This is a genomic window from Streptomyces curacoi, from assembly GCF_001513975.1.
Classification (GTDB): domain Bacteria; phylum Actinomycetota; class Actinomycetes; order Streptomycetales; family Streptomycetaceae; genus Streptomyces; species Streptomyces curacoi.
Window position 1 is genome coordinate 68,981 of record NZ_KQ947991.1, and the last position, 25,025, is coordinate 94,005.

Annotated in this window: 22 protein-coding genes, 2 pseudogenes and 1 riboswitch; of the genes and pseudogenes, 9 read left to right on the plus strand and 15 right to left on the minus strand. The window is 71.6% G+C overall.

The features are described from left to right. Positions 1 to 18: 18 nt before the first annotated feature. From AQI70_RS26180 to AQI70_RS26220, 9 genes are all read right to left on the minus strand, one after another. The gene (locus tag AQI70_RS26180; protein ID WP_004002738.1) at positions 19 to 1,107 is read right to left on the minus strand and encodes a hemolysin family protein; all 1,089 of its coding nucleotides are present in this window, start codon (positions 1,105 to 1,107) and stop codon (positions 19 to 21) included. Next, positions 1,104 to 2,429 carry a hemolysin family protein gene (locus tag AQI70_RS26185; RefSeq protein WP_062154275.1) on the minus strand — a complete coding sequence of 442 codons (1,326 nt, stop codon included), beginning with the start codon at positions 2,427 to 2,429 and terminating at the stop codon, positions 1,104 to 1,106. The genes AQI70_RS26180 and AQI70_RS26185 overlap by 4 nt, the downstream gene beginning before the upstream one ends. 213 nt (positions 2,430 to 2,642) lie before the next feature. Continuing rightward, the gene (locus AQI70_RS26190) at positions 2,643 to 3,098 is read right to left on the minus strand and encodes a PH domain-containing protein (protein WP_062154277.1); all 456 of its coding nucleotides are present in this window, start codon (positions 3,096 to 3,098) and stop codon (positions 2,643 to 2,645) included. Between the two features lie 11 nt (positions 3,099 to 3,109). Beyond that, positions 3,110 to 3,958: an ATP phosphoribosyltransferase gene (gene hisG / locus AQI70_RS26195; protein ID WP_004002735.1), complete on the minus strand. Its 849-nt coding sequence runs from the start codon at positions 3,956 to 3,958 to the stop codon at positions 3,110 to 3,112. A gap of 48 nt (positions 3,959 to 4,006) precedes the next feature. Further along, positions 4,007 to 4,279, minus strand: coding sequence for a phosphoribosyl-ATP diphosphatase (locus tag AQI70_RS26200; protein WP_030048796.1), 273 nt, complete (start codon positions 4,277 to 4,279; stop codon positions 4,007 to 4,009). A gap of 34 nt (positions 4,280 to 4,313) precedes the next feature. Continuing rightward, complete coding sequence (ribH, locus tag AQI70_RS26205) at positions 4,314 to 4,799, minus strand: 6,7-dimethyl-8-ribityllumazine synthase (RefSeq protein WP_004002733.1); 486 nt, start codon at positions 4,797 to 4,799, stop codon at positions 4,314 to 4,316. Between the two features lie 25 nt (positions 4,800 to 4,824). Beyond that, positions 4,825 to 6,189 carry a bifunctional 3,4-dihydroxy-2-butanone-4-phosphate synthase/GTP cyclohydrolase II gene (locus AQI70_RS26210; RefSeq protein WP_062154278.1) on the minus strand — a complete coding sequence of 455 codons (1,365 nt, stop codon included), beginning with the start codon at positions 6,187 to 6,189 and terminating at the stop codon, positions 4,825 to 4,827. Next, positions 6,186 to 6,827, minus strand: a complete 642-nt coding sequence (locus tag AQI70_RS26215; protein WP_062154279.1) for a nicotinamide mononucleotide transporter family protein — start codon at positions 6,825 to 6,827, stop codon at positions 6,186 to 6,188. The genes AQI70_RS26210 and AQI70_RS26215 overlap by 4 nt, the downstream gene beginning before the upstream one ends. Next, positions 6,824 to 7,441 carry a riboflavin synthase gene (locus AQI70_RS26220; RefSeq protein ID WP_062154280.1) on the minus strand — a complete coding sequence of 206 codons (618 nt, stop codon included), beginning with the start codon at positions 7,439 to 7,441 and terminating at the stop codon, positions 6,824 to 6,826. Before AQI70_RS26220 ends, AQI70_RS26215 begins: the two co-directional genes overlap by 4 nt. Positions 7,442 to 7,587: 146 nt before the next feature. Further along, positions 7,588 to 7,718: riboswitch (FMN riboswitch) on the minus strand. A gap of 225 nt (positions 7,719 to 7,943) precedes the next feature. On the opposite strand from AQI70_RS26220, the gene AQI70_RS26225 reads away from it, so the two are divergent. The 3 genes from AQI70_RS26225 to AQI70_RS26235 all read left to right on the plus strand — a co-directional run bounded on the left by AQI70_RS26225 (position 7,944) and on the right by AQI70_RS26235 (position 11,881). Continuing rightward, positions 7,944 to 10,277 carry a chitinase C-terminal domain-containing protein gene (locus AQI70_RS26225; protein WP_062154281.1) on the plus strand — a complete coding sequence of 778 codons (2,334 nt, stop codon included), beginning with the start codon at positions 7,944 to 7,946 and terminating at the stop codon, positions 10,275 to 10,277. A gap of 183 nt (positions 10,278 to 10,460) precedes the next feature. Further along, positions 10,461 to 11,075, plus strand: a complete 615-nt coding sequence (locus AQI70_RS26230; RefSeq protein WP_062154282.1) for a sigma factor-like helix-turn-helix DNA-binding protein — start codon at positions 10,461 to 10,463, stop codon at positions 11,073 to 11,075. Between the two features lie 50 nt (positions 11,076 to 11,125). Then, entirely contained in the window at positions 11,126 to 11,881 is a 756-nt protein-coding gene (locus AQI70_RS26235) for an SDR family oxidoreductase (protein ID WP_062154284.1), read from the plus strand. A 344-nt stretch (positions 11,882 to 12,225) separates the two neighbouring features. Here AQI70_RS26235 and AQI70_RS26240 read toward each other — a convergent pair whose 3' ends face one another. Beyond that, positions 12,226 to 13,464, minus strand: a complete 1,239-nt coding sequence (locus AQI70_RS26240) for an ROK family transcriptional regulator (protein ID WP_062154286.1) — start codon at positions 13,462 to 13,464, stop codon at positions 12,226 to 12,228. 202 nt (positions 13,465 to 13,666) lie between these two features. Between AQI70_RS26240 and AQI70_RS26245 the strand changes: the two genes are divergently transcribed. Continuing rightward, complete coding sequence (locus AQI70_RS26245) at positions 13,667 to 14,878, plus strand: MFS transporter (RefSeq protein ID WP_062154288.1); 1,212 nt, start codon at positions 13,667 to 13,669, stop codon at positions 14,876 to 14,878. Here AQI70_RS26245 and AQI70_RS26250 read toward each other — a convergent pair. Continuing rightward, positions 14,838 to 15,295: pseudogene (locus tag AQI70_RS26250) on the minus strand (acyl-CoA thioesterase). The gene AQI70_RS26245 and the pseudogene AQI70_RS26250 sit on opposite strands and share 41 nt — an antisense overlap. Positions 15,296 to 15,440: 145 nt before the next feature. On the opposite strand from AQI70_RS26250, the gene AQI70_RS26255 reads away from it, so the two are divergent. Next, positions 15,441 to 16,847 carry a uracil-xanthine permease family protein gene (locus tag AQI70_RS26255; protein WP_062154290.1) on the plus strand — a complete coding sequence of 469 codons (1,407 nt, stop codon included), beginning with the start codon at positions 15,441 to 15,443 and terminating at the stop codon, positions 16,845 to 16,847. Here the strand turns inward: AQI70_RS26255 and AQI70_RS26260 are convergent. Next, entirely contained in the window at positions 16,829 to 17,968 is a 1,140-nt protein-coding gene (locus tag AQI70_RS26260; RefSeq protein WP_062154292.1) for a glycoside hydrolase family 6 protein, read from the minus strand. The two genes, AQI70_RS26255 and AQI70_RS26260, sit on opposite strands and share 19 nt — an antisense overlap. A gap of 173 nt (positions 17,969 to 18,141) precedes the next feature. Between AQI70_RS26260 and AQI70_RS26265 the strand changes: the two genes are divergently transcribed. Together AQI70_RS26265 and AQI70_RS26270 are read left to right on the plus strand one after the other, a co-directional pair. Beyond that, the gene (locus tag AQI70_RS26265) at positions 18,142 to 18,828 is read left to right on the plus strand and encodes a DUF5995 family protein (protein WP_062154294.1); all 687 of its coding nucleotides are present in this window, start codon (positions 18,142 to 18,144) and stop codon (positions 18,826 to 18,828) included. Between the two features lie 98 nt (positions 18,829 to 18,926). After that, positions 18,927 to 19,856 (plus strand): LLM class F420-dependent oxidoreductase, encoded by a 930-nt coding sequence (locus tag AQI70_RS26270; protein WP_062154295.1) that lies wholly within the window; start codon positions 18,927 to 18,929, stop codon positions 19,854 to 19,856. Positions 19,857 to 19,869: 13 nt separating this feature from the next. On the opposite strand, the gene AQI70_RS26275 is transcribed toward AQI70_RS26270, so the two are convergent. Both AQI70_RS26275 and AQI70_RS26280 read right to left on the minus strand, forming a co-directional pair. Then, positions 19,870 to 21,570, minus strand: coding sequence for a flavin monoamine oxidase family protein (locus AQI70_RS26275; RefSeq protein WP_062154298.1), 1,701 nt, complete (start codon positions 21,568 to 21,570; stop codon positions 19,870 to 19,872). 56 nt (positions 21,571 to 21,626) lie between these two features. Next, positions 21,627 to 22,415 carry a carbon-nitrogen hydrolase family protein gene (locus AQI70_RS26280; RefSeq protein ID WP_062154301.1) on the minus strand — a complete coding sequence of 263 codons (789 nt, stop codon included), beginning with the start codon at positions 22,413 to 22,415 and terminating at the stop codon, positions 21,627 to 21,629. A gap of 299 nt (positions 22,416 to 22,714) precedes the next feature. Here AQI70_RS26280 and AQI70_RS26285 point away from each other — a divergent pair, with 299 nt between their 5' ends. Further along, complete coding sequence (locus AQI70_RS26285) at positions 22,715 to 23,248, plus strand: hypothetical protein (protein WP_062154303.1); 534 nt, start codon at positions 22,715 to 22,717, stop codon at positions 23,246 to 23,248. Here the strand turns inward: AQI70_RS26285 and AQI70_RS26290 are convergent. After that, positions 23,217 to 24,461 (minus strand): MFS transporter, encoded by a 1,245-nt coding sequence (locus AQI70_RS26290; protein ID WP_062154305.1) that lies wholly within the window; start codon positions 24,459 to 24,461, stop codon positions 23,217 to 23,219. The two genes, AQI70_RS26285 and AQI70_RS26290, sit on opposite strands and share 32 nt — an antisense overlap. 169 nt (positions 24,462 to 24,630) lie before the next feature. Here AQI70_RS26290 and AQI70_RS40945 point away from each other — a divergent pair. Further along, a pseudogene (locus AQI70_RS40945) lies at positions 24,631 to 24,804 on the plus strand (cholesterol oxidase substrate-binding domain-containing protein); the annotation flags it as partial. Between the last annotated feature and the right edge of the window lie 221 nt (positions 24,805 to 25,025).

Genomic DNA, 25,025 nt, shown 5'->3' on the forward strand with positions numbered 1-25,025 from the left:
CGCGGCTCCGCGCCGGTGTCAGCCGGCCAGGACCTCCTCCGGCTCCCCGCTGTTCAGCCGCGGACCCGTCACCCGCACCTCCGGCAGCTCCCGGTGTGCCGGGTCCCGGACCTCGCCGACCAGCAGCTCCAGGACGTCCTCCAGCGCGACGAGCCCGAGCACCTTGCCGGACGCGTCGGCCACCTGGGCCAGGTGGGTCGCCGCGCGGCGCATCACCGTCAGGGCGTCGTCGAGCGGGAGTTCGGAGCGCAGGGTCGTCATGGGGTGCCACAGCTGCTGGGGCACCGCCCGTTCGGACTCCTCCAGATCGAGTACGTCCTTCACGTGCAGGTAGCCCATGAAGGCGCCGTTCTCCGCCGCCACGGGGAAGCGGGAGTAGCCGGTGCGGGCGGTGAGCGCCACGATCTGGCCGGGGGTGACCGAGGGGCTGACCGTGACCAGGGACTCGCGCCCCAGCAGCACGTCCGTCACCGGGCGGGAGCCCAGTTCCAGGGCGTCCTCCAGGCGCTCCTGCTCCTCGGGGGCGAGGAGGCCCGCCTGGCCGGAGTCCTCGACCAGGCGGTTGAGCTGCTCGCTGGTGAACACCGCCTCGACCTCGTCCTTCGGCTCCACGCGGAACAGCCGCAGGATGGCCTGGGCGACCGCGCCCAGGGCCACGGTGATCGGCCTGCAGAAGCGGGCGAAGTACACCAGCCCGGGGCTGAGCCACAGCGCGGCCTTCTCCGGCGCCGCCATCGCCAGGTTCTTCGGCACCATCTCGCCGATGACCAGATGGAAGAAGACCACCACGGCGAGGGCGATGACATAGGTGAGCGGGTGGATCATGCCGTGCGGCAGGTGGATCCACGCGAACACCGGCTCCAGCAGATGCGCCACCGTCGGCTCGGCGACCGCGCCGAGCGTCAGGGAGCAGACGGTGATGCCGAACTGGGCCGCCGCCATCATCTGCGGCAGCCGCTCCAGGCCGTACAGGACCTGGCGGGCCCGGGCCGTGCCGAGTGGTTCGATCTGGCTGCGGCGGACCGACACCAGGGCGAACTCGGCGCCCACGAAGAAGCCGTTCGCGAGCACGAGCAGCGCGGCGAAGAGGAGTTGGAGCACGCTCATCGGGCGACCTCCACCACGGACCCGGTCCTGACCAGCCGGACCCGCTCGGCCCGGTAGTGGCCGACCCGGCGCACCGAAAGCCGCCAGCCCGGCAGTTCCGCCTTGTCACCGACGGCCGGGATCCGGCCGAGCAGGTCGGCGACGAGGCCGGCGACGGTCTCGTACGGCCCCTCGGGCACGTCGAGTCCTATGCGCTGGAGGATGTCGACGCGGCAGCTGCCGTCGGCATCCCAGGCGGGCCGGCCGTCCTCCGGCGGGGCGGCGGCGAGTTCGGGCAGGTCCTGCCCGTCGTGTTCGTCGCGGACCTCGCCGACGAGCTCCTCGACGATGTCCTCCAGTGTGACCACTCCGGCCGTACCGCCGTACTCGTCCACGACGACCGCGATGGGCTGCTCGTTGCGCAGCTGGGCGAGGAGCGGCTGGACCGGCAGGGTCTCGGGGACCAGCAGGGCGGGGCGGGCGATGCGGCCGACCGGGGTGCGCAGCCGGTCACCCGAACGGATCGCCAGCGCGTCCTTCAGATGGACCATGCCCACGATCTCGTCGATCTTCTCCCGGTACACCGGGAAGCGGGACAGACCCGTGGCGCGGGTCAGGTTCACCACGTCCTCGGCGGTCGCCGACGACTGCAGTGCGCTGACCTTCACGCGCGGCGTCATCACGTGCTGCGCGGTGAGCTCGCCGAGCGACAGGGTCCGCACGAAGAGATCCGCGGTGTCCTGTTCCAGGGCGCCGGCCTGGGCGGAGTGCCGAGCCAGGGAGACGAGCTCGCCGGGAGTGCGGGCGGAGGCCAGCTCCTCGGTGGGCTCGATGCCCATGGCGCGCACCAGGCGGTTGGCGACGGAGTTCAGCCCGGCGATCACCGGGCGGAACAGGCGCGCGAAGACATGCTGCGGGCCGGCGACGAAGCGCGCGACCTGCATCGGCCGGGACACCGCCCAGTTCTTGGGCACGAGCTCGCCGATCACCATCTGCACGGCCGAGGCCAGCAGCATGCCGACGACCACGGCCACCCCGGGCACCGCGCCCTCGGGGACGCCGATCGCGGTGAAGGGGCCGCCCAGCAGCGCGGCGAGCGCGGGCTGGGCGAGCATGCCGACGACGAGGGACGTGATGGTGATGCCGAGCTGGGTGCCGGAGAGCTGGAAGGACAGCTCCCGCAGCGACTCGACGACCCGGTGGGCCCGTCGGTCACCTTCCGCGGCGGCCTTCTCGGCGTCCGTCGCCTCGACGGTGACCAGGCCGAACTCGGCGGCCACGAAGAAGCCGTTGGCGAGAATCAGGAGGAACGCGGCTGCCAGAAGCAGCAAGGGGATGCTCATGATGCCGCCGCCCCGGTATGTCGGGAGGGGGCGGCGCAGGTACTACAGGACGATCCGTCCATCGCTGGAGGGAATCACTCCTCGGGTAGCAGGGGCCTCTGAAGACCGGCGTCTGGAGACCGGCGGAACATCAGTGGCGGAGACGCGTCAAAACGCCTCCGCCAACAGATTAATCAAGACATGGGGATTTACGGCAGGGTGAACGACCCCGAGTCAGCCCTGATGGCTCTCGGGATCCTTGACGGCCCGCGCCTCGGCGAGGGCCCGCAGAGCGCGCGCGTCCGCGATGGCGCGCTGTCTGGCGATGCCCGGCTGGATGCCGAGCGCGGGCAGGCTGGTGCCGTCGCTGAGGTTGAGGAACACCCAGGGATCACCCGGGCGGAGGTTCACCTGGACGATCTCGGCCCACTCCAGCCGCCGCTTGCTGGCGATGTTGACGACCGTCACACCGCTGTCGTCGGCGACGACCTTCACCCGGGCGAGCATGGCCAGCACGCCGGCCATGAGCGCCCCGGTGAAGATGAAGCTGAGTCGCTCGCCCGGGCCGAGCCGCTCCAGCATCAGCGCGACCGCCGTGATCACCACGAAGATCGCGGCACCGGCGGTGAGCAGGACGGCCCGGGTGCGGCCCGGCCGGAACGTGACGGGAAGGGCAGGCAGTTCGGACATGTCTGTGCTCACTACAGGCGGCAGGCGTGGATGGCCGTGGTCAGGATGGCCCGGGCGCCGATGTCGTACAGGTCGTCCATGATCCGCTGGGCTTCCTTGGCCGGGACCATCGCCCGGACCGCGACCCAGCCCTCGTTGTGCAGCGGGGAGACGGTCGGGGACTCCAGGCCCGGGGTGAGGGCGACGGCCTTCTCGAGCTGCTCGACACGGCAGTCGTAGTCCATCATCACGTAGGTCCGGGCGACCAGGACGCCCTGGAGGCGGCGCAGGAACTGCTGCACCTTGGGCTCCTCGCCGTTCTCGCCGGTCCGGCGGACCACGACGGCCTCCGACTTCATGATCGGCTCGCCGATGACCTCCAGACCGGCGTTGCGCAGGGAGGTGCCGGTCTCGACGACGTCCGCGATGACCTCGGCGACGCCGAGCTCGATGGCGGTCTCGACGGCGCCGTCGAGGTGGACGACGGAGGCGTCGATGCCGTTGTCGGCGAGGTGCTTGGCGACGATGCCCTCGTAGGAGGTGGCGACCGTCATGCCGCTCAGGTCCTCGACGCCCTTGGCCGTGCCCGGCTTGGTGGCGTAGCGGAAGGTGGAGCGGGCGAAGCCCAGCGGCAGGATCTCCTCGGCGTTGGCGCCGGAGTCGATCAGCAGGTCACGGCCGGTGATGCCGATGTCGAGGCGGCCGGAGGAGACGTAGATCGCGATGTCACGGGGGCGGAGGTAGAAGAACTCGACCTCGTTCTCCGGGTCGACGATGCGCAGTTCCTTGGACTCGCGGCGCTGCTGGTAGCCGGCCTCATGCAGCATCTCCGCCGCAGGGCCGGACAGTGAACCCTTGTTGGGGACGGCGATGCGCAGCATGAGGTCGGCTTCCTTCGTTCGCTCTTACGGTGTGCGGGTTGCTGGTGCTCAGAGGTGGGCGTAGACGTCGTCCAGGGAGATCCCGCGGGCGACCATCATCACCTGGACGTGGTACAGCAGCTGCGAGATCTCCTCGGCGGCCGCCTCCTTGCCCTCGTACTCGGCGGCCATCCAGACCTCGGCGGCCTCCTCGACGACCTTCTTGCCGATGGCATGGACACCCTTGCCGACCAGTTCGGCGGTGCGGGAGGTGGCGGGGTCGCCGTTCACGGCCTTGTGCTGGAGCTCGGTGAAGAGCTCCTCGAACGTCTTCTTGGACATGGTGGCGCCCACTCTACGCGTTTGACCGGGCGACCTAACGCCATGGTTCAGATACTGAACGGAGCGTGGCGGCGGTGGCCACCGCCGCCGTCACCGCCTCGTGCCCCTTGTCCTCGCTGGAGCCCTCGATGCCCGCCCGGTCCAGGGCCTGCTCCTCGGTGTCGCAGGTCAGCACACCGAAGCCGACCGGCACGCCGGTGTCGACCGAGACCTGGGTGAGGCCCTGGGTCACGCCCTGGCAGACGTACTCGAAGTGCGGGGTGCCGCCACGGATGACGACGCCGAGGGCGACGATCGCGTCGTAGCCCCGCCCGGCCAGCACCTTCGCCACCACCGGGAGTTCCCAGCTGCCGGGGACCCGGAGCAGGGTCGGCTCGTCGATTCCCAGGTCGTGCAGGGCGCGCAGGGCGCCGTCCACCAGACCGTCCATCACCTTCTCGTGCCACTGCGCCGCGATGACCGCGACCCGCAGGTCGCCCACATTGCGTACGGACAGTTCAGGTGCGCCCTTGCCGCTCACGTTCTCGTGTCTCCTCGTCGGTCTCTTACTGGTTGCCACAGGTGGCCGCGGACGCGGCGGCGGAGGCTGCCGCGGGTGCCGGGTCCAGCCAGGGCAGGTCGTGCCCCATCCGGTCGCGCTTGGTGCGCAGGTACCGGAGGTTGTGCTCGCCCGCGGTCACGGGCATCGGCTCCCGCTCGGTGACCTTGAGGCCGTGGTCGAGGAGCGCGTCGGACTTGTCGGGGTTGTTGGTCATGAGGCGGACGCTCGTCACGCCCAGGTCCGCCAGGATCCGCGCTCCGGCGCCGTAGTCGCGGGCGTCGGCGGGCAGGCCGAGTTCGAGGTTGGCGTCGAGGGTGTCGCGGCCGCGTTCCTGGAGCTCGTAGGCGCGCAGCTTGGACATCAGGCCGATGCCCCGGCCCTCGTGTCCGCGCAGATAGACCACCACTCCCCTGCCCTCGGCCTGTATCCGCGCGAGGGAGGCGTCGAGCTGGGGTCCGCAGTCGCAGCGCGCCGAGCCGAAGACGTCCCCGGTGAGACATTCGGAGTGGACGCGGACGAGGACGTTCTCGCCGTCGCCGATCTCGCCGTGGACGAGGGCGACGTGCTCGACGCCGTCGACGGTGGAGCGGTAGCCGTACGCCGTGAAGGTGCCGTGGACGGTGGGCAGGTGGACCTCGGCCTCGCGGCGGACGGTGGGCTCGGGGACCGGCTCGGACAGGGCCGGCGCCTGCTCGACCGGCTTGGGGAGCTCCTGGCCGCGGCGGTAGGCGATCAGGTCCTCGATGGAGATGATCGTCAGGCCGTGCTTGCGGGCGAACGGGATCAGCTCGGGCAGCCGCAGCATCTCGCCGTCCTCGCCGGCGATCTCGACGATGGCGCCGGCCGGGCGCAGGCCCGCGAGCCGGGCGAGGTCGACGGCGGCCTCGGTGTGGCCGTCGCGGACCAGGACGCCGCCGGGCCTGGCGCGCAGCGGGAAGATGTGGCCGGGGCGGACGAAGTCCGACGGCTCCGCCTCGCCGCTCGCGAGCAGCTGGAGTGTGGTCGCGCGGTCGGAGGCCGAGATGCCGGTGGTCACACCGTGTGCGGCGGAGGCGTCCACGGACACCGTGAACGCGGTCTTCATCGACTCGGTGTTGTCGTCGACCATCTGCGGGAGTCCCAGCCGGTCCAGTTCCTCGCCCTCCATGGGGGCGCAGATCAGGCCGCGGCACTCGCTCATCATGAAGGCGACGATCTCGGGGGTCACCTTCTCGGCGGCGATGACGAGGTCGCCCTCGTTCTCGCGGTCCTCGTCGTCGACGACCACGATCGGGCGGCCGGCGGCGATGTCGGCGATGGCCTGCTCGATCGGGTCGAGCGACCAGTTCTCGACGGTGTCGGTGCTGTACAAGACGGGGGCCGTGGTCATGCCGGCGCTCCTTCCAGAACGGGCCGCGCGTCCTTGCGGGAGCGCAGCCACCAGTCGCGCATGCCCCACAGGACGAGTGCGCCGTAGATGACGTAGACGAAACCGGAGAAGGCGTAGCCGTTGGCGAAGTTGAGGGGCACGCCGACCAGGTCGACGAGCAGCCAGGCGAACCAGAACTCGACCATGCCGCGCGCCTGGGCGTACATGGCGACGATGGTGCCGACGAAGATGTAGGCGTCGGGCCAGGGGTCCCAGGACAGGGTCGGGTACGCCTTGAAGAGCAGCGCCACCGCGATCGTGCCGGCGGCGGCCGCCGCGACCATCGCACCGCGCTCGCGCCAGGTGGCGAAGCGTACGGCGATGTGGCCGTCCTCCGTCCTGCCCGTGCCGCGCTGCCACTGCCACCAGCCGTACAGGGCGACGAGCATGACGACGGCCTGCTTGCCGGCGCTGCCGGTGAGATGGCCGAAGAAGGCCCCGAAGAGGATCAGGCCGGCCAGGAACTGCACGGGCCAGGTCCAGATGGAGCGCCGCCAGCCGAGGGCGAGGGCGGCCAGGCCGAAGAGGTTGCCGACCATGTCCGACCAGAGGATGTGCTGGCCGAAGAGGGTGAAGGCCTCGGAGTTCAGCGCGTTCACCGGGCTGCCGGCCCTTCGGCGGAGGCGCGGTCGCCCAGCATCCGCTCGACGTACTTGGCGATGACGTCGACCTCCAGGTTGACCGGGTCGCCGGGCTGCTTCAGGCCGAGCGTGGTCAGGGCGAGGGTGGTGGGGATGAGGCTGACCGTGAAGTAGTCGGGGCCGGCGTCGACAACGGTGAGGCTGATGCCGTCGACGGTGATGGAGCCCTTCTCGACCACGTAGCGGGAGAGGTCCGCCGGGAGCGAGATCTTCACGATCTCCCAGTTCTCGGACGGCTTGCGCTCCAGCACCCGGCCGGTTCCGTCGACGTGCCCCTGCACGATGTGCCCGCCGAGGCGCGCGCCCACGGCGGTGGGGCGTTCGAGGTTGACGCGGGAGCCGACGGTGAGGGCGCCCAGGCTGGAGCGGTTCAGGGTCTCGGCCATGACGTCGGCGGTGAACTCGTCGCCCTCGTGGTCGACGACCGTCAGACACACGCCGTTCACGGCGATGGAGTCACCGTGCTTCGCGCCCTCGGTGACGACGGGGCCGCGCAGCCGGAAGCGACAGGCGTCGTCGAGGCTCTCGACGGCCGTGACCTCGCCCAGCTCTTCGACGATTCCGGTGAACACTTCCCGGGTCCTCCTGCCTCATTCGGGCACGGACTCCGGGGCTGTCGATGACGACAGAATGTACGAGCAGGGACACCGAGGGCGACGCCGGACAGGGCTCGCCTCAAGGACGAACCGGTACGGCGGCGCGCACGAATGCCCGCCCGCCGCGCACTGCCTCCCATCCGGACTTTAACCGTCGGTCCAGGAATTTCACCTGGTCAACCGGCCGCTGGAGGCGACCGGGTCGCGGACTGTAACCGCCGGTTCGGACTTTCACCGACCCCGGAGTGCGCTGCTTCTGGTACAGGGCCAGTGTGCCACGCCTGATCGGCGTCCATGCGAGCGAACGATGTGGGGTGGCTCACAGGCCTCCGCGCTGGACTTCCCCGGCGGGGCACGGAGCGCCCAACCCCCCAACGAGGAAATGCCCTTGAGATTGGTCCATACCTATTGACGCTTTGGTCTAGTCCTCTCTAGGGTCTGCGCAGCTTCCGTGGCCTTTTGTGGAGAGGAACCGACTGTGCTGTCCCCCTCGCTCCACCGCGCGAGACCCGCCCTGCTCGCCGCCGTCGGTACGGTCGCGGGGCTGGTGCTCGCCGGCCTCCCGGCGACCGTCTCGCACGCGGCCGACCAGGAGTCCTGCCGCCCCGACGGCCTCTACCGGACGCCCGGCGTCGACGTCCCGTACTGCTCGGTCTACGACTCGGCCGGCCGGGAGAAGATGGGCGCCGACCATCAGCGCCGGGTGATCGGCTACTTCACCGGCTGGCGCACCGGCAAGGACGGCACGCCCGCCTACCTCGCCCCCGACATCCCCTGGGACAAGGTCACGCACCTGAACTACGCCTTCGCGCACATCGACGGCAGCAACAAGATCTCCGTCGGCACGGACGGCGCCGCCAATCCGGCGACGGGCATGACCTGGCCGGGCGTGAGCGGCGCGGACATGGACCCGGAGTTCTCCTACAAGGGCCACTTCAATCTGCTGAACAAATTCAAGAAGCAGCATCCGGACGTCAAGACGCTGATCTCGGTGGGCGGCTGGGCCGAGACCGGCGGATATTTCGACGACAGCGGCACGCGCGTGAACTCGGGCGGCTTCTACTCGATGGCCACGAACGCCGACGGGTCCGTCAACCAGACCGGCATCGACACGTTCGCGACGTCCGCGGTCGACTTCATCAGAAAGTACGGCTTCAACGGCGTCGACATCGACTACGAGTACCCGACGTCCATGAAGGACGCGGGCAACCCGCTCGACTGGTCCCTCTCCAACGCCCGCAGGTCCGGCCTGGTCAAGGGCTACGCGGCCCTGATGAGGACGCTCCGCGAGAAGCTCGACCGCGCGGGCGCGGCCGACGGCAGGCACTACCTGCTCTCCGTCGCGGCGCCCTCCTCCGGATATCTGCTGCGCGGCATGGAGACCTTCCAGGTCCAGAAGTACCTGGACTACGTCAACATCATGTCCTACGACCTGCACGGCGCCTGGAACGAGCACGTCGGCCCGAACGCCTCCCTCTTCGACGACGGAAAGGACGCCGAACTCTCGACGGCGGGCGTGTATTCCACGGCCCAGTACGGCGGAATCGGCTATCTCAACACCGACTGGGCCTACCACTACTTCCGCGGTTCGATGCCCGCGGGCCGCATCAACATCGGACTGCCCTATTACACCCGGGGATTCAAGAACGTCACCGGCGGCACGGACGGCCTGTGGGGCAGGGCGCCCTCGACGAACTGTCCGGCGGGCTCCGGACTGACCAAGTGCGGTGACGGAGCCGTGGGGATCGACAACCTCTGGCACGACCTCGACACCGACGGCAAGGAGTCACCGGCGGGTTCGAACCCGATGTGGCACGCCAAGAACCTGGAGAAGGGGATCGTCGGGGACTACGTCACGAAGTACGGCTTCCCGGCCGACACGAAGCTGACCGGCACATACGCCCGCAGGTACGACTCCACGCTGGTCGCGCCCTGGCTGTGGAACGCCGAGAAGAAGGTGTTCCTGTCCACCGAGGACGAGCAGTCGGTGAACGCCAAGGCCGACTATGTGGTCGCCAACGGCATCGGCGGCACGATGGTGTGGGAGCTGGCCGGTGACTACGGCTGGAACGCGGCCAAGGGGCAGTACGAGCCCGGCTCGACGCTCACCTCCGCGATGTACGAGAAGTTCAGGTCGGCGACCCCGTACGGCGCGAAGCGGTCGACGACCGAGCTGCCGGCCGAGGCGCTGGACATCGACGTCGACTTCGGGCAGTTCCCGCTCGGCGACTCCAACTACCCCATCAGCCCCAAGCTCAGGATCACCAACCACACGACGGCGACGCTGCCCGGCGGCACGGAGTTCCGGTTCGACTACGGCACCTCGGCGCCCGGGAACGCCAAGGACCAGTCGGGGTGGGGGACTTCGGTGGTCCGCAGCGACCACACGGGCAGCAATGTCGGCGGCCTGAAGGGCGACTATCACCGCGTTTCCCTCAAGCTGCCGAGCTGGCAGACGCTGGCGCCGGGGGCGTCGGCGGAGGTGGACTTCGTGTACTACCTGCCGGTGTCGACGCCGTCGAACTGGACGGTGACGTTCGGCGGGCGGACGTACGCGCTGGCCGGGGACCTGGCGCGCGGGACGACCGTCGTGGAGCCGGGGCCGGGGACCCCCTCTGGAACCCCCTCCCCCTCTCCGACCTCTTCCAGTACGCAGTGCACGGCCGTTGGCTGGAACCCGACGACGGAGTACGGCGGAGGCAGCACGGTGTCCCACAAGGGGCACTCGTGGAAGGCCAGGTGGTGGACGAAGGGCGAGGAGCCCGGCACCACCGGTGAATGGGGTGTGTGGCAGGACCAGGGAGCCTGCTGAACCCCGTGCAGACGGCCCGGCGGCGGTGACGACGGCCCTTGCCCGCCGCCGGGTCTCCCAGCCGCTCGCGCCGGGCCCTGGCCGAGGTCAGCCGGGTCAGGCAGAGGTTGGTGACGACCTTGGCGAGCCAGGCCGCCGGGTAGGCATGACCTCACCCGGCCAGAACCGCCGGACGCCCAGGCGATGCTGGTGCTGCTGGAGCGGCCCACGCCGACCGAGCGTGCCGTGTACGTGCTGCGGGAGGCGTTCGCGTACGGCCACCGGGAGATCGCCGAGGTGCTGGACCTGACCGAGGCCGACTGCCGGCAGCTGTACCGGCGGGCGGTCCGGCGGGTGGGTGAGCCGCGGGCGCGGTTCGAGGCGGCTCCCGAGCGGCAGGAGGAGCTGGTCGCGTCCTTCGTCGCGGCGGCGCGGGACGGTGATCTGGCCCGGCTGGAGAAGCTGCTGGCGGCCGACGCGACCTGGTCGAGTGACGGGGGCGGGAAGGTCACCGCGGCCCGGCGGCCGGTCGAGGGCCGCGAGAAGGTGTCGCGTTTCCTGGTGGGCCTGTTCCAGCGGTTCGCGGCGGGCATGCGCTTCACGACGGCCGAGATCAACGGCGAGCCTGCGGTGGCCGCGTGGGCGGGCGAGGCGCTGCTCGGCTCGCGGTCGCGCTCGAACTGCCCCAGGGGCTCGTCGTGCACGCCCGGGCCGTGTGAACCCGGACAAGCTGGCGTTCGCGGACCGTCAGCCGGCCGGGGCGTAGGTCCGGCGCACGGAGGTTGTCACATTCGGCACCGGTTGTTCCGTCTCACCTGAAGAGGGCCGCTCCACGCGGGAGCGGCCGATGTCCGAAGGGGCTGAACAGCATGACGACGATCCTGGTGACCGGCGGCACCGGAACGCTCGGCCGGCTCGTCACCGAGCGGCTGCGCGCGGACGGGCACGAGGTGCGGGTCCTCAGCCGGCACGCCCAGCCGTACGCCGTCGATCTGCGCAAGGGCGGCCCGGGTCTGGACGCGGCGGTGGCGGGCGTGGACACGATCGTGCACTGCGCGTCCTCGCCGGGCGGCGGCGACGAGGAGGCGGCCGGGCATCTGCTCACGGCGGCGCGGAACGCCGGGGTACGGCATCTCGTCTACATCTCGATCGTCGGCGTCGACCGGGTGCCGTTCGGTTACTACAAGTCCAAGCTCGCGGTTGAGCGGCTGATCGAGAAGTCGGGGCTGGGCTGGACCGTGCTGCGCACCACGCAGTTCCACGACCTGTTGGTGCGCGTGTTCGGGATCCTCTCCAAGTCGCCGGTGATGCTGTTGCCGGCCGGCGTGAAGGACCAGCCCATCGAGGTCGCCGAGGTCGCGGACCGGCTCGCCGAACTGGCCCTGGGATCTCCCGCCGGGCGGGTGGAAGACATGGGCGGCCCCGAGGTACGGACCCTCGACGCCCTGGCCCGCGCGTATCTCGCGGCCACGGGCCGCAGGCGGCTCGTGGTGAACGTACCGCTGTGGGGGAAGGCGTACCGGGCCTTCCGCTCGGGCGGCCATCTGACACCGGGGCGGGCGGTGGGCAAGGGGACGTTCGGGGGGTATCTGGGGCGGCGGGGCGGTGGGCGGCGGGGTGTCTGACGGGGGGCGGGAAGTGGGGTGTCTGGCCGGGGGGCGTTGGGGGGCGCCTGACCGGGGGTTTCAGGGGCAGGGTGCCCGGCCGGATTCACAGGTGGGGTGCCCGGCCGGATTCACAGGTGGGGTGCCCGGCCGGGGCCCTCACGGGCGGGACGCCTGACCGGGGGCTTTGACGCGTGGGGCGCCTGACCCGCGGTCGTGTAAGGGCGCGGCGCCTGCCGTTCCCGGCTCGTGGGTGGGTGCGGCATCTGATCGGCGGTCCGGTGACGGCGACCGGATCCTGACGGCACTTCCGGGCAGGGGTCCTGACCGGGGTCACCAAGTGGGACGGCCGTGCGCCGGGCAGGTCACCGGTCCCGGGGCGCGAACAGTTCGTCCTGTGCCGCGTCCCGTGCGGTGAGCAGCGCTCCGCGCAAAACCGCTTCGCCGCCGAGGCTGCTGGGCCGCACCACGGTCGCCGGCGGCGCCATCCGCCGCACCCGCTCCTCCACCCGCCCGGCCAGCGCTTCCCCGCCGGCGTGTCCGACCTCTCCGCCGAGGACGACACAGCCGGGGTCCAGGACGGCGACGACGGAGGCGACGCCGATGGCGATGCGATCGGCGAGGGCGTCCAGGAAGCGGGCGGCGGACGCCGTGTCGAGGCCGCCCTGGTCCTTCCCCGCCCCCTCGGCGTCGCTCCGCGCGACCAGCGCCACCGCGTCCCTGACCACCCCTGCCGCCGACGGCTCGTGCGCGGCGCCGCCCTCGACGGTCAGCCCGTAGGCCCCGGCGAGCTCCACGATCGCCGCTGCCCCGGCCAGCGAGTGGAATCCCCCGGCGCAGTCCACCGCGGACGGCAGCCCCGACGTTCCCGGCACCGGCAGGAACCCGATCTCCCCGGTGCCTCCGGAGGCACCGCGGCGCAGTGCCCCGTCGAGGACCACGGCCGCGCCCGTGCCGTGGCCCAGCCACAGGAGGACGAAGGTGTCCCGGTCGCGGGCGACGCCGTCGCGCTGTTCCGCGAGGGCGGCGAGGTTGGTCTCGTTCTCGACGTTGACGCGGGCCTCGGGGAGGCGTTCCTGGAGGGCCGCCACCAGGCGGCGGTGCCATTCGGGCAGGCCGGTGGAGTCGCGCAGTTCGCCCGTGGCCGGGTCGATCAGGCCCGGGGCGCCGATTCCGACCGTATGGAGCCGGTCCGCCCCCGCCTCCTTGACCACCCGCTCCACCAGCGCGACCGCCTGCTCCACCGCGGGGCCCGTCCCGGTGTCGCCGCCGATCGGCACCGACGCCTCGGCGAGCACGGCGCCGACCAGGTCGGACACCACCACCGAGACGCCTTCGGTACGGACGTCCAGCGCGGCCAGGTGGGCGCGGTCGGCGACGATGCCGTACAGCTTGGCGTTCGGTCCGCGCCGCTGCTCCCCCGCTTCGCCGACCACCGCGATCAGCCCGGCGGCGGTGAGACGTTCGACGAGGTCGGCGACGGTCGGCCGGGACAGGCCGGTCAGCTGCTTCAACTGCCCTGCCGTCAACGGGCCCTCCTGCTGGAGCAGGCGCAGGGCGAGCCGGTCGTTGATGGCCCGGGCGGTGCTCGGGGATGCGGGCATGCCGGGATCCTTCCAGATCGGCGAGGCCGTGCGGCAGGCGGAGGGCGGCGGGCGGCCGGTTAAATCCTCTATCTATCAGGCAGGCTCCCTGATAGTTTACGCCGCGGCGCAGACAATGGGCGCAGGCAGGGCCCGAGGGCCCGGGCAGGCACGTTCCGAGCGCCAGGACAGGCACGGACCGAGGACCAGGAAGGGTCGCACAATGAGTGAAGTGGTCTACGACCTTCGCGAGGTGAGGCGCGCCCGGTACGCGGTGGCGGCCGTCTTCGCCGTGCACGGCGCTGTCACCGGCTCCTTCGCGACACGTGTGCCGTGGATCCAGGACCATGCCGGGGTCAGTGCGGGCCAGTTGGGACTCGCCCTCGCCTTCCCGGCGCTCGGCGCCTCCGTCGCGATGCCCGTCGCGGGCAGCATCAGCCACCGCTTCGGCGCCCGCAACGCCCTGCGCGGACTGATCGCCCTGTGGACGCTCGCCCTCACCCTGCCCTCCCTCGCTCCGAACCTGCTGACCCTGTGTCTGGCCCTGTTCGTCTTCGGCGCCACGGCGGGCATGGCGGACGTGGCGATGAACGCGCTCGGCGTCGAGGTCGAGAACCGCCTCGACCGGTCGATCATGTCGGGCCTGCACGGCATGTGGAGCGCGGGCGCCCTGATCGGCTCGGCGGCCGGCACCCTCGCGGCCCACCTGGGCACGGACGCACGGCTGCACCACGCGCTCGCGGCGGCGGCCCTCACCTTCCTCGGCGTACTGGCCTGCCGGTGGGTGCTGGATCTGCAGCCCGCCGAGGACGAGGAGCCGCCGCCCCGGTTCGCGCTGCCACCCCGGTCGGCGCTGCTCATTGGCGCGGTCGGGTTCTGCGCGGTCTTCGCGGAGGGCGCGAGCCTGGACTGGTCGGCGGTGTATCTCCGGGACCAGCTGGGCACCTCGGCCGGCCTCGCGGCCGCCTGCACGACCGGCTTCACGCTCACGATGGCGCTCGCCCGGATCGCCGGTGACCGGGTGGTGGACCGCTACGGGGCCGTGCGCACGGTCCGGTTCAGCGGCGTACTGGCCACACTCGGCGGCCTGTGCATCGTCGCGTCGGACCGTCCGGCGGTGGCGATGGCCGGATTCGCCCTGCTGGGCCTGGGCATCGCGGTGGTCGTCCCGCTGTGCTTCGCGGCGGCGGGCCGCAGCGGCCCCAACCCCTCGCTGGCCATCGCGGGCGTCGCGACGATCACGTACACCTCGGGGCTCGTCGCCCCGAGCGCGATCGGCGGCATCGCCCAGGCCACCAGCCTGATGGTGTCCTTCTGCCTGGTCACCGTGCTGGCCTCCGGGCTCGCCGCCTTCGCGGGCGTCCTGCGCGCCGGCGACCGGGACCGTCCGAAGGTCAGCCGGCCGGACGCAGCAGTTCCCGACCCGCGGCCCTGAAGCCCTCGCTCCACGGCGCCGGCCGCAGCGTCGCGGCGTCCAGCCGGACCAGCACCCGGGTGCCGTGGGCGTAGGTCGTCGAACCGTCGGCCGAGCAGAAGCGGAAGCCGTACGTCAGGCCGGTGTCGCCGAGCCGTTCCAGCCAGAGGTGGACGGCGTAGGTGCCCGGCCGCGTGACCGGCGCCTCGTAGCCGATGCGCAGTTCCCTGACCGCGTTGCAGGCGTCCCCGGCGGCCACCCAGTCGCCCTCGAAGCGGAAGCCGTGCTCCTGCCACAGCTCCGCCCAGGCGCGCTCGACCATCAGCGGATAGCGGGCGTTGTGCAGCAGCCCGAGCGCGTCCAGTCGTCGAAGTGGACGGTGACGGGGATGAGCCGGCCGTAGGACAGGGCGGGCGCGGTCGGGGCTTCGGCGGTCACGTGCGGGACTCCTGGGACGTACGAGTTGACTCCAGTCATCCTAAGCGGACGCTCAGCAGCCCTGATCAGCCCCCGTCGGGACGGTTTCGGGCGTCCCTCACAATGGTCCGGACACCCGCACGCACGACGAAAGCGAAACCGCACCATGGATCTCGGCGTCCGCTGGAAACCGCACGGCGACGGACGCACCCCGGCGCCGGGAGCGGTGGTCCGGCCCGACGAACGGCTCTCCTGGCCCCGCACGGTGGGGCTCGGCGCCCAGCATGTGGTGGCGATGTTCGGCGCGTCCTTCGTGGCCCCGGTGCTGATGGGTCTGGACCCCAACCTGGCGATCATGATGTCGGGCGTCGCGACGGTCGTCTTCCTGCTCGCCACCCGCGGCCGGGTGCCCAGTTACCTCGGCTGTTCCCTCTCCTTCGTCGGCGTCGCCGCGGTCATCCGGGCCGACGGCGGCACGAGCGCGACCGTGACCGGCGCGGTCTTCGTCGTCGGTGTCGCGCTGTTCCTGGTGGGGCTCGCCGTACAGCGCTTCGGGGCGCGGATCATCCACGCCGCGATGCCGCCGATCGTCACGGGTGCCGTCGTGATGCTGATCGGCTTCAACCTCGCGCCCGTGACGGCCAAGACCTACTGGCCGCAGGACCAGTGGACGGCGCTGCTGGTCATGCTGTTCACCGGCCTCGCGGTCGTCTGTCTGCGCGGCTTCTGGTCCCGGATCGCGATCTTCCTGGGGCTGGTCTTCGGTTACGGCGTCTCCTGGGCCTTCGACCGGATCTTCGGCAAGATCCACTCGGTCGACGCGAGCGGCAGGCTCACCGACCACTGGCGGCTCGACCTCTCCGGTGTCGCCAAGGCCGACTGGATCGGCCTGCCGGATCTGCACGGCCCGTCCTTCCAGTGGTCGGCGATCCTCGTCGCCCTCCCCGTCGTCATCGCCCTGGTCGCCGAGAACGCCGGGCACGTCAAGGCGGTCGGCGAGATGACCGGCGACGACCTGGACGGCAAGCTGGGCACCGCCATCTCCGCGGACGGCGCCGCCTCCATGCTGTCCACGGCGGTGGGCGGCCCGCCCAACACCACGTACTCCGAGAACATCGGCGTGATGGCCGCGACCCGTGTCTACTCGACCGCCGCCTACTGGGCCGCCGCCGGCTTCGCGCTGCTCTTCGGCGTCTGCCCCAAGTTCGGGGCGGTGGTGGCCGCGATCCCGGGCGGCGTCCTCGGCGGCATCACCGTCATCCTGTACGGCATGATCGGCCTGCTCGGCGCGCAGATCTGGATCAACGCCAAGGTGGACCTGCGCAATCCGCTGAACCTGGTGCCGGCCGCGGCGGGCATCGTCATCGGCGTCGGCGACGTCACCATGGAGTTCACCGACACCTTCGAGCTGAGCGGCATCGCGCTGGGCACGCTGGTCGTCATCACCGGCTACCACGCGCTGCGGGCGTTCGCCCCGGCCCATCTCAAGACGCAGGAGCCGCTGCTCGACGAGGGCACGTCCTCCTACGACGAGCCCTCCCACGACAGCGAGGGTCAGCGCGCCAAGTCGTAGGCGTACGACGCCGTGAAGGTGCCGGGTCGCCCCTTGCAGCCGTCCGACTCCCCCGGCAGCTTCACCCACAGGTAGGCGTCGATGCGTGCCTCTCCCGTGCTCAGCGTCGGCGCCCGGCCCAGCTTGCGGCCCGCCGGGTCGCACCACTCGCCGTCGGCCGGGGCCCCGGCACCGTTGCGGCTGGTGTCGATGACGGCGCCCAGGCCCGCGGGGCCGCCGAGGGCGTCCAGGACCTGTCGGTCGTAGGCGATCTCGTCGGCCGTGGTGTGGAAGTTGGAGACGTTGCTGAAGATGCCGTCGGAGGACTCGGGCGAGGCGGCACCGGCCCGCTTCAGCCATTCCGCCTGCTTGCCGGGGGCGTTCCAGCCGGAGTGACCGGCGTCGTAGTAGACGCGTGCCTTGGGGTTCGCGGACTTGAGGGCGCGGCCCGCGCGGGCCAACGAGGCGAAGCGGTCGGCGCGTTCCCGGGCCGGGAGACACTCGGCCTGGGCGATGGAGTCGGGCTCCAGGATCACGATGACATCGCCGGAGCCCAGCCCCGCGGCGAACGCGTCGATCCAGGCGTCGTACGCCCCGAGGTCGGGCGCCCCGCCCTCGGAGTGCCCGCCGCAGTCACGGCCCGGAATCGCGTACGGCACGACCACCGGTATGCGCCCCAGCTCCGATCCGCCCGAGGTGACCGCGCGCACCCGGGCGGTGACGGTGTCCGGCGCGAAGTCGGCGAACCACACCGCGGCCGGCTGGGCGGCGATCCGGGCCCGGATGACGGCGTGGCGCGGGTCGCCGGGGTTGTCCGCGACCCACGCGAGCACCTGGGACTCGGGGTGGCGGTAGAGCCGGGCGGACACCACGGACGTCTGCCGCTCCCGCTCGGTCCTCGTCGGCGAGGGCGTGGGGCTCGGCGTCTTCTCCGGGGTGGGGGAAGGCGTGGGAGACGTGGGGGAAGGGGACCGTGTGAGGACCGGCGGGGAGGGCGAGGGCGCGACCGGCAGGGCGTCCAGGCCCGGCGAACGCGTCACCGCGGGCGGCCCGGCCTCGTCGGAGCCCCGTCTGTCGTCGAGCGCGGAGATCATGCCGGCCGCGGTGCCGACGGCGACCACGACCGAGGCCACCACGACCATGGCAGTGCGCCGGGCAGCCTTCCTTCGCTCGGACCTGCGTGCGGCCAGTCGCTGGGCACGTAAGCCTGACACGGTCCTGCTCCCCCTCCCCCACAGCGAGCGCGTTCCCCCGTTCTGGGGAAGCGCCGGGCCCGCCGACACTTCCGCCAGCCTAAAGCTGGGACTCTGCCCCCATGGCGCAATGCGAACAATTCACCACACCTGTGGACGCGATCGTCTCCCGTATGCGCGCCCTCGACGCGACCCTGCCCGAGCGGGACGGGGTGGCGGTCTTCAACCGCGTCTACCTCACCGTCACGGAGGCGGTCGACCGGCACATCGACGGGGGCCGGTTCGCGGACGCGCGGGCGGCGATCACGCTGGACGTGCGGTTCGCGGAGCGGTATCTCGCCGCGGTGGAGAGGGCCGCGGACGAGCGGCGCCCGCCCGCCTGCTGGCGGCCCCTGCTCCAGATGCGCCACCATCCCGGCGTACGACCACTGCAGTTCGCGCTCGCGGGCATCAACGCGCACATCGGGCACGATCTGGCGCTCGCCGTCGTGGACGCCTGTCGTAGCCTCGGCTGCGAACCCGCCGATCTGGAGGACGAGTTCGACCGGGTGGGTGATCTCCTCGTCTCGCTGGAGGAGCGCATCCGCGAAGATCTGATGCCGGGTCCCGACCTGCTCCAGATCGCCGACCCGCTCACCCACCTGCTCGGCTCCTGGAGCCTGGAGCGGGCCCGCGACGCCACCTGGTCGGCGGCCCGGGCACTGTGGGCGCTGCGCCGACTGCCGGAGCTGGCCGGGGAGTTCACCGAGCGGCTGGACGCGGCGGTGGGGTTCGCGGGGCGCATGCTGCTCACGCCACTGCCGGACTGATCTCGGCCACTCCGCCTGTCGCTGACCCTCAACCCCCTTGCGTCAGCGTTAGGTTGCGCATTGAACTGCCAGGCGAATCGACGCGAAGGAGCGTACGTATGGCCATCCGGCTGGGACTGAGCCTCCCCCAAGCGCGGCAGTACGACATCGGACGTGACGTGCCGGGTGTGGCGCGCGCCGCCGAACAGATCGGCTACGAGAGCGTGTGGGTCTACGAGCGCGCCCTGTTCCCGGAGCCCGCGACCCAGGGCCTGTACGGCGTACCCGGCCTGCCCTGGCCCGACCACTACCGGGGCGTCCCCGACCCGCTGGTGACGCTGACGCTGGCGGCCGGGGCGACGGAGCGGATCCGGCTCGGCACGGGCGTTCTGGTGGCCCCGCTGCACAACCCGTTCCAGCTGGCCAAGGCGCTCGCCACGCTGGACGCGGCGAGCGGCGGCCGGCTGACGGTGGGCCTCGGCACGGGCTGGTCGCTCGACGAGTACGCGGCGGCGGGCGTGGCCCCCTTCGAGGAGCGCGGCCGGATCCTCGACGAGGTCCTCGACGTCTGCCGGGCGGTCTGGGGCCCGGACCCGGTGACGTACGACGGCTACATCACCAAGATCGCCTCGTCGGTCGTCGGGCCCAAGCCCGCCGGGCCGATCCCGGTTCTGCTCCCCGCCAACAGCAAGAAGGCGCTGACCCGGCTGGTCGACCGCGCCGACGGCTGGCTGCCCGTGGCCATGGGCGCCGACCAGCTCGCCGAGCAGTGGCGGCAGGTGCACGACCTCGCCGCCGAACGCGGCCGCACGGAGCCGATCCGGGTGGTGGCGCGGGCGAACACCCAGTACACGCCCAAGGCGTACGACGGCGACGACCGCGCCCCCTTCCGGGGCAGCGTCGGCCAGATCGTCGAGGACCTCGCGGCCCATGCCGAGTCCGGCGTCGAGGAGTTCTTCCTCGACCTGCAGAGCACCACGCGGGACGGCCAGGAGCTGCAGGACGTCGCCGCCGAGGTGTACGAGGCGGTGCGGACCGCCGGGCTCTGAGCCCTGGCCGGGCTCAGTCCTCCGGCAGCTCGACCGGCGCGATCTCGTCGTAGACGTCACCCGGACCCGGGTTGGTCGCGTCGGTCCCCCCGCCGAAGTGGTGCATGACCCCCCAGACCGCGTTCAGCGCGGTCTGGACGGCGCCCTCGGCCCAGCCGGCCGTCCAGGAGATGTCGTCACCGGCGAGGAAGATGCCCCGCTTGTCCTCGGGCAGCCGGTCCTGCATGAAGTGGGTGAACAGGCGCCGCTGGTAGCGGTAGTGGCCGGGCAGGTTGGCCTTGAACGCGCCCATGAAGTAGGGCTCGTTCTCCCAGGAGACGGTCACCGGGTTGCCGATGATGTGCTTCCTGATGTCGACCTTCGGGTAGATCTCGCCGAGCGACTTCAGCATGACCTCCATCCGCTCGTTCGCGGACAGCGGCAGCCACTTCAGGCTGTCGTCGCACCAGGTGTACGACAGGCAGATGACGGCGGGCTTGTCCGGACCGTCGTCCAGGAGGTAGGTGCCGCGGGTCATGCGGTCCGTCAGCGTCATCGACATGACGTCCCGGCCGGTCTCCTCGTCCTTGTCCAGCCAGAACGGCCGGTCGACGGGCACGAAGAGCTTGGAGGACTCCATGTAGTGGGTCCGCTCGATGGCGGTCCAGTGGTCGATCGGGAAGAGCGAGTCGTCGCAGTCGATCTTCGACAGCAGCATCCAGGACTGGGCGGTGAAGATCGCCGCCTTGTACGTGCGGATGTCGCCCTTCGCGTCCGTCACGGTGATCTGGTTCCCGGCCGTGCGGTGCAGCCGGGTCACGGCCGGGCGGGGCTCGCCGTTCTCGTGCAGCTTCGCGAGCGAGGTGCCGTGGGCCCAGTGGACGATCTTCTCCGGCTCACGCTCCCACAGGCGCAGCGGCAGCTGCTGGGAGCCGCCGACGATGCCGCGGTGGTGGTCGTCGGCCTCGGTGTAGACGACCCGCAGGATCTCCAGGATGGAGTTGGGGAAGTCGGTGTCCCAGCCGCCCGTGCCGAAACCGACCTGGCCGAAGATCTCGCGGTGCCGGAAGGACTTGAAGGCCTCGGAGTCGCAGAGGAAGCCGTAGAAGGTCTGGTTGTCGAGCTTCTCGACGAGCTTCGCCCAGATCTCGCGGATGCGCGGCACGTCCCGCTCGCGCATGGCCCGGTTCATGTCCGAGAAGTCGGCGCCCTCTTCGAGGCACTTGTTCCAGGCCTCGGCGACGTCGCGGTAGACCTGGGGCAGGTCGTCGATCGTCTCGGCGTAGTGGGACTCGCCCTTGAGGTCGACGACCGTCGAAGGGGTGGCCTCCGCGAGGGGGTTGGGGAAGGGCCGGGTCTCCAGGCCCACCAGGTCGATGTAGTGCTGGAGGGCCGTGGAGGACGGCGGGAAGCGCATCGCGCCCATCTCGGCGGTCAGGCCCTCGGTGTTGGGGCCGTCGAAGCCGACGGTCCGCAGACGCCCACCGATCTGGTCGGCCTCGTACACGACCGGCTTGAGGCCCATCTTCATCAGCTCGTACGCGGCCACGATGCCGGAGAGCCCGCCGCCGATGACCGCGACCTCGGTGCCGTGCTCGGTCGCCGGTATCTGGCCGAGCCCCGCCGGGTGGGCGAGGAAGTCGTCGTAGGCGTACGGGAAGTCCGGGCCGAACATGGTGATCGGCGGCTGCTGCTCGTCGGCGTGCTGGACGGCGTTGGGCACCGTGGACGTCATGGGGTACGGACTCCTTGCGACTGCGACAAAGAAAGCGGGGGGAGGCTCGGGGGGTTTCAGACCAGGGACCCGTACAGACCGGGGCGGCGGTCCTTCAGATACGGGTTCTCCTCGCGGGAGGCGGCGAGGAAGGCGGGGTCGACGTCGGCGAGGACGAGTTCCTCACCGCGTCCGGCGCGGGTGCGGGCGACCCCGTCGGGGCCGGCGAGGGTGGAGAGGCCGACGAACTCGAACTCCCCTTCCCGGCCGGCCCGGTTGACGTACGCGACGTACATCTGGTTCTCGAAGGCCCGCACCGGGATCATCGACTCGGCGACGAACTGGAACGGGTGCATCTGCGCGGTCGGCACGACCAGCAGGTCGGTGCCGGCGAGGGCGTGGGCGCGGACGTTCTCCGGGAACTCGACGTCGTAGCAGATCAGGATGCCGACGCGGAGGCCGCCGAGCTCGGCCTGGACGACCTGCTGGTCGCCCGGCGTGAAGTGGTCGCGCTCGAAGCAGCCGAAGAGGTGGGTCTTGCGGTAGTTGGCAAGACGCGTGCCGTCGGCGGAGATCAGCTGGGCGGAGTTGAAGACGGTGTCGCCGGCCCGCTCCGGGTAGCCGTAGGCGATCGCCAGGCCGTGCCGGGTCGCCGTCTCGGCGATCGCGTCCGCGCTGTCGCCGTCGGCGGGCTCGGCGAGGCGGGCGATGTCGCCGCCGATCGCGTACCCGGTCAGGAACATCTCCGGCGCCACCAGCAGCCCGGCGCCCGCGGCGGCGGCACGGCCCGCGGCCTCGTCGAGGACCTTGAGGTTCTCGACGGTCGAGCCGGGGCGGCCGGAGCTCTGGAGCAGGGCGGTGCGCATGCGTGATCCTCACCGGGCGGAAAGGGGGATTCGGGGGGCCACGTAGAAGGTACGGGCGGCTGACCAGGGCGGACAAGAAGGAGCCGTTGCGCGCCGGTGAGCGGTTCGTTGCGTGCGTCGGGGGGCGGGCGGCGATTCGTTGCACGACGCCGGTCGTAGCCCGGGTCCGCCTCGGAGCGCAGGCCCGGCCGGTTTCCCCGCCGGACGGCGGAGGCGCGGTCCCGTCCCCGGTGCGATGTGCCGCGGGCGCGGCGCCGGGAGAGTGGTCACTGTCCGCTTGACCTGCAGAAAGGACCACGATGAACCGCCGTACGAAGATCGTCGTGCTCGGCTCCGCACTGCTGCTCACCGCCGGAGCGGCCGCGTCCGCCACCGCGTCAGACGCACCGCGGCAGCGGGAGGCCGCCGCGCTCACCGGCACCGCCGAGCTGTACCGCTCGGCCGGGGACGACATCACGTTCACCTTCGACGCTCACTTGGCGGCGAAGGACAAGGACGACCCGCTCAAGGCAACCGGCACCTTCGAGTGGAGCCACTACCTGGGCGACAACGGGGGCTGGGCGAAGGCGAAGGTCGACTGCCTGGTCACCGGAGGAAAGGTAGCCGTCGTCTCGGGCGTGGTCACGGACACGAACCTGCCCGGCTCCAAGGGCACCCGTGTCGGCATCACGGTGCACGACCTCGGCCGCCACGACCGGCTCGGCTACAGCTGGGCGACGACCGAGGACCTGGGCCCGAAGGATCTGCCGAAGTGCGTGAGCTCCGCCCCCTTCGAGAAGGTCAAGAAGGGGACGGGCGACTTCACGGTCGTGCCGTGGAACCCGCCGCTCTAGCCAGCAGCACCGCCGTCACCAGGTACGGCACGGCGAACAGCGCGAACACGGTGCCGTGCGCGGCGGCTCCGCCGAGCACCGCGTAGCCGCCGAACACGGTGCCGTGCGCGGCGGCTCCGCCGAGCACCGCGTAGCCGCCGTACACGGCGACCGTGGCCAGCTCGGTGCCGAGCCCGGCGACCGAGGTGAGCGTGGCCCGCTCGCTGTCCCGGATGCGGTGCTGGAGCCGGGCGTCGGCGAGCACGGTCGCCAGCTGGAAGCCGCCGAAGGCGAGGGCCACCAGGCCGAGGCCGGCCGGTGTGCCCGCCGCGGCGCCGACGGCCAGGGCCAGCGCGGCGCCGGCGAGCACCGCCGCGAGTCCGTTCGCGCCGAGGGCCTCGGCCCTCCCGGCGAGCAGGCTCCCGGCGGTGGCTCCGGCCCAGATCAGCATGATCAGGTAGGGGACCAGCGTGTCCGGAACCCCGGTCTCCCGGACCAGCAGCGGCGTGTACTCGTCGAGCGCGCCCCATACGGCGCCGACGGCCGGCACGAGCAGCAGCGCTCCGCGCAGGGACCGGTCCCCGCGGGCGGCGGCGAGCCCGGACCGCAGGGTCACGGACCAGCTGCCGCCCTCAGTCGCCGCCGGCGTCCGGTGTTCCGGGAACCGGGTCGCCGTCGCCGCGGTCAGCAGGGCCGCCAGTACGCTGGCCGCCCCGACCACCGCATAGCCGCCGAGCGCGAACACCGGCCCGGCGAGCCCCACCGCCATGACTGTGGCCACGAGGCGCACCGCCTGGGCCCGCCCCATGACACGCGCGTACCGGTCGGCCGCGCCGAGCCGGTCCAGCTCCTCGTACACCAGCGCCTCCAGAGCACCGGAGCCGAGCGCTCCCCCGGCACCCCACAGCACGAAGCCGACCGCGAAGGCCCAGTACGAGGGCACGAGCACCCACAGCGCGAAGCCGACAGCCGTGAGCAGCGGGCCGAGCCACAGCAGCAGCCGGCGCGAGACGGCGTCGGCCCAGGCGCCGGAGGGGACCTCCAGCAGGACGCCGGTGAGCGACCACAGGGCGAACAGGGAGGAGATCTGCCAGAGCGACAGGCCGGTGTCGGCGAACAGCAGCGCGTACACCGGGTAGAGCAGGACGAAGTCGTCCAGGAACGAGTAGCCGTACAGCGTGGCCGTGAGCCGCCGGACGCCGGTGGCGGGCACACGCGCGGGTGAGAGTGTCATGAGGCCTTCCCAGAGGGGCTGTTCGGACGCCGGAGGTACGGCGTCCGAGGCGGCCCTCGGGAGGCACGGCTGGAATATCAATGTCGCCAGGTCATGACATCGATGGTAGGCGGGCAGGGCCCGTCGGCGCATCGGGATTGCCGCGACCGCGTGCGTCAGCCGTACGGACATCCCGGCCGGCGAGCTCTTCGCCGCGCCCGGCGTCGGCCGGACGCACCTTCGCGGGCTTCCTGGACCGGGCGGGGCGCGTCCAGGCGATCTGGTTCGCCTTCACCGAGTCCCGTGGCTGACGGTGCGGAGCGTCTCCCCCACCCGGCCGCTGACCTCGCGGCATGTGACGACGCCGTACAACTACCCGTTCTCCGACAGCGTCCCGCGCCCGGTGGCGGAGCTGGTGGGCACATGGTGTCGGAGGGGGCCTGGCACCTGGCGCCGGTGCGCGCCCTTCGCCAGGAGGAGGCGGGCGCCGGGCTCCTCCGCCGAGCGGCTATGTACGTCGGCCCACCGGTGGAGGCCGGCGCACGGACCGGCGGGCGAGACTGCCGGACAGAACCCGGATGCCGG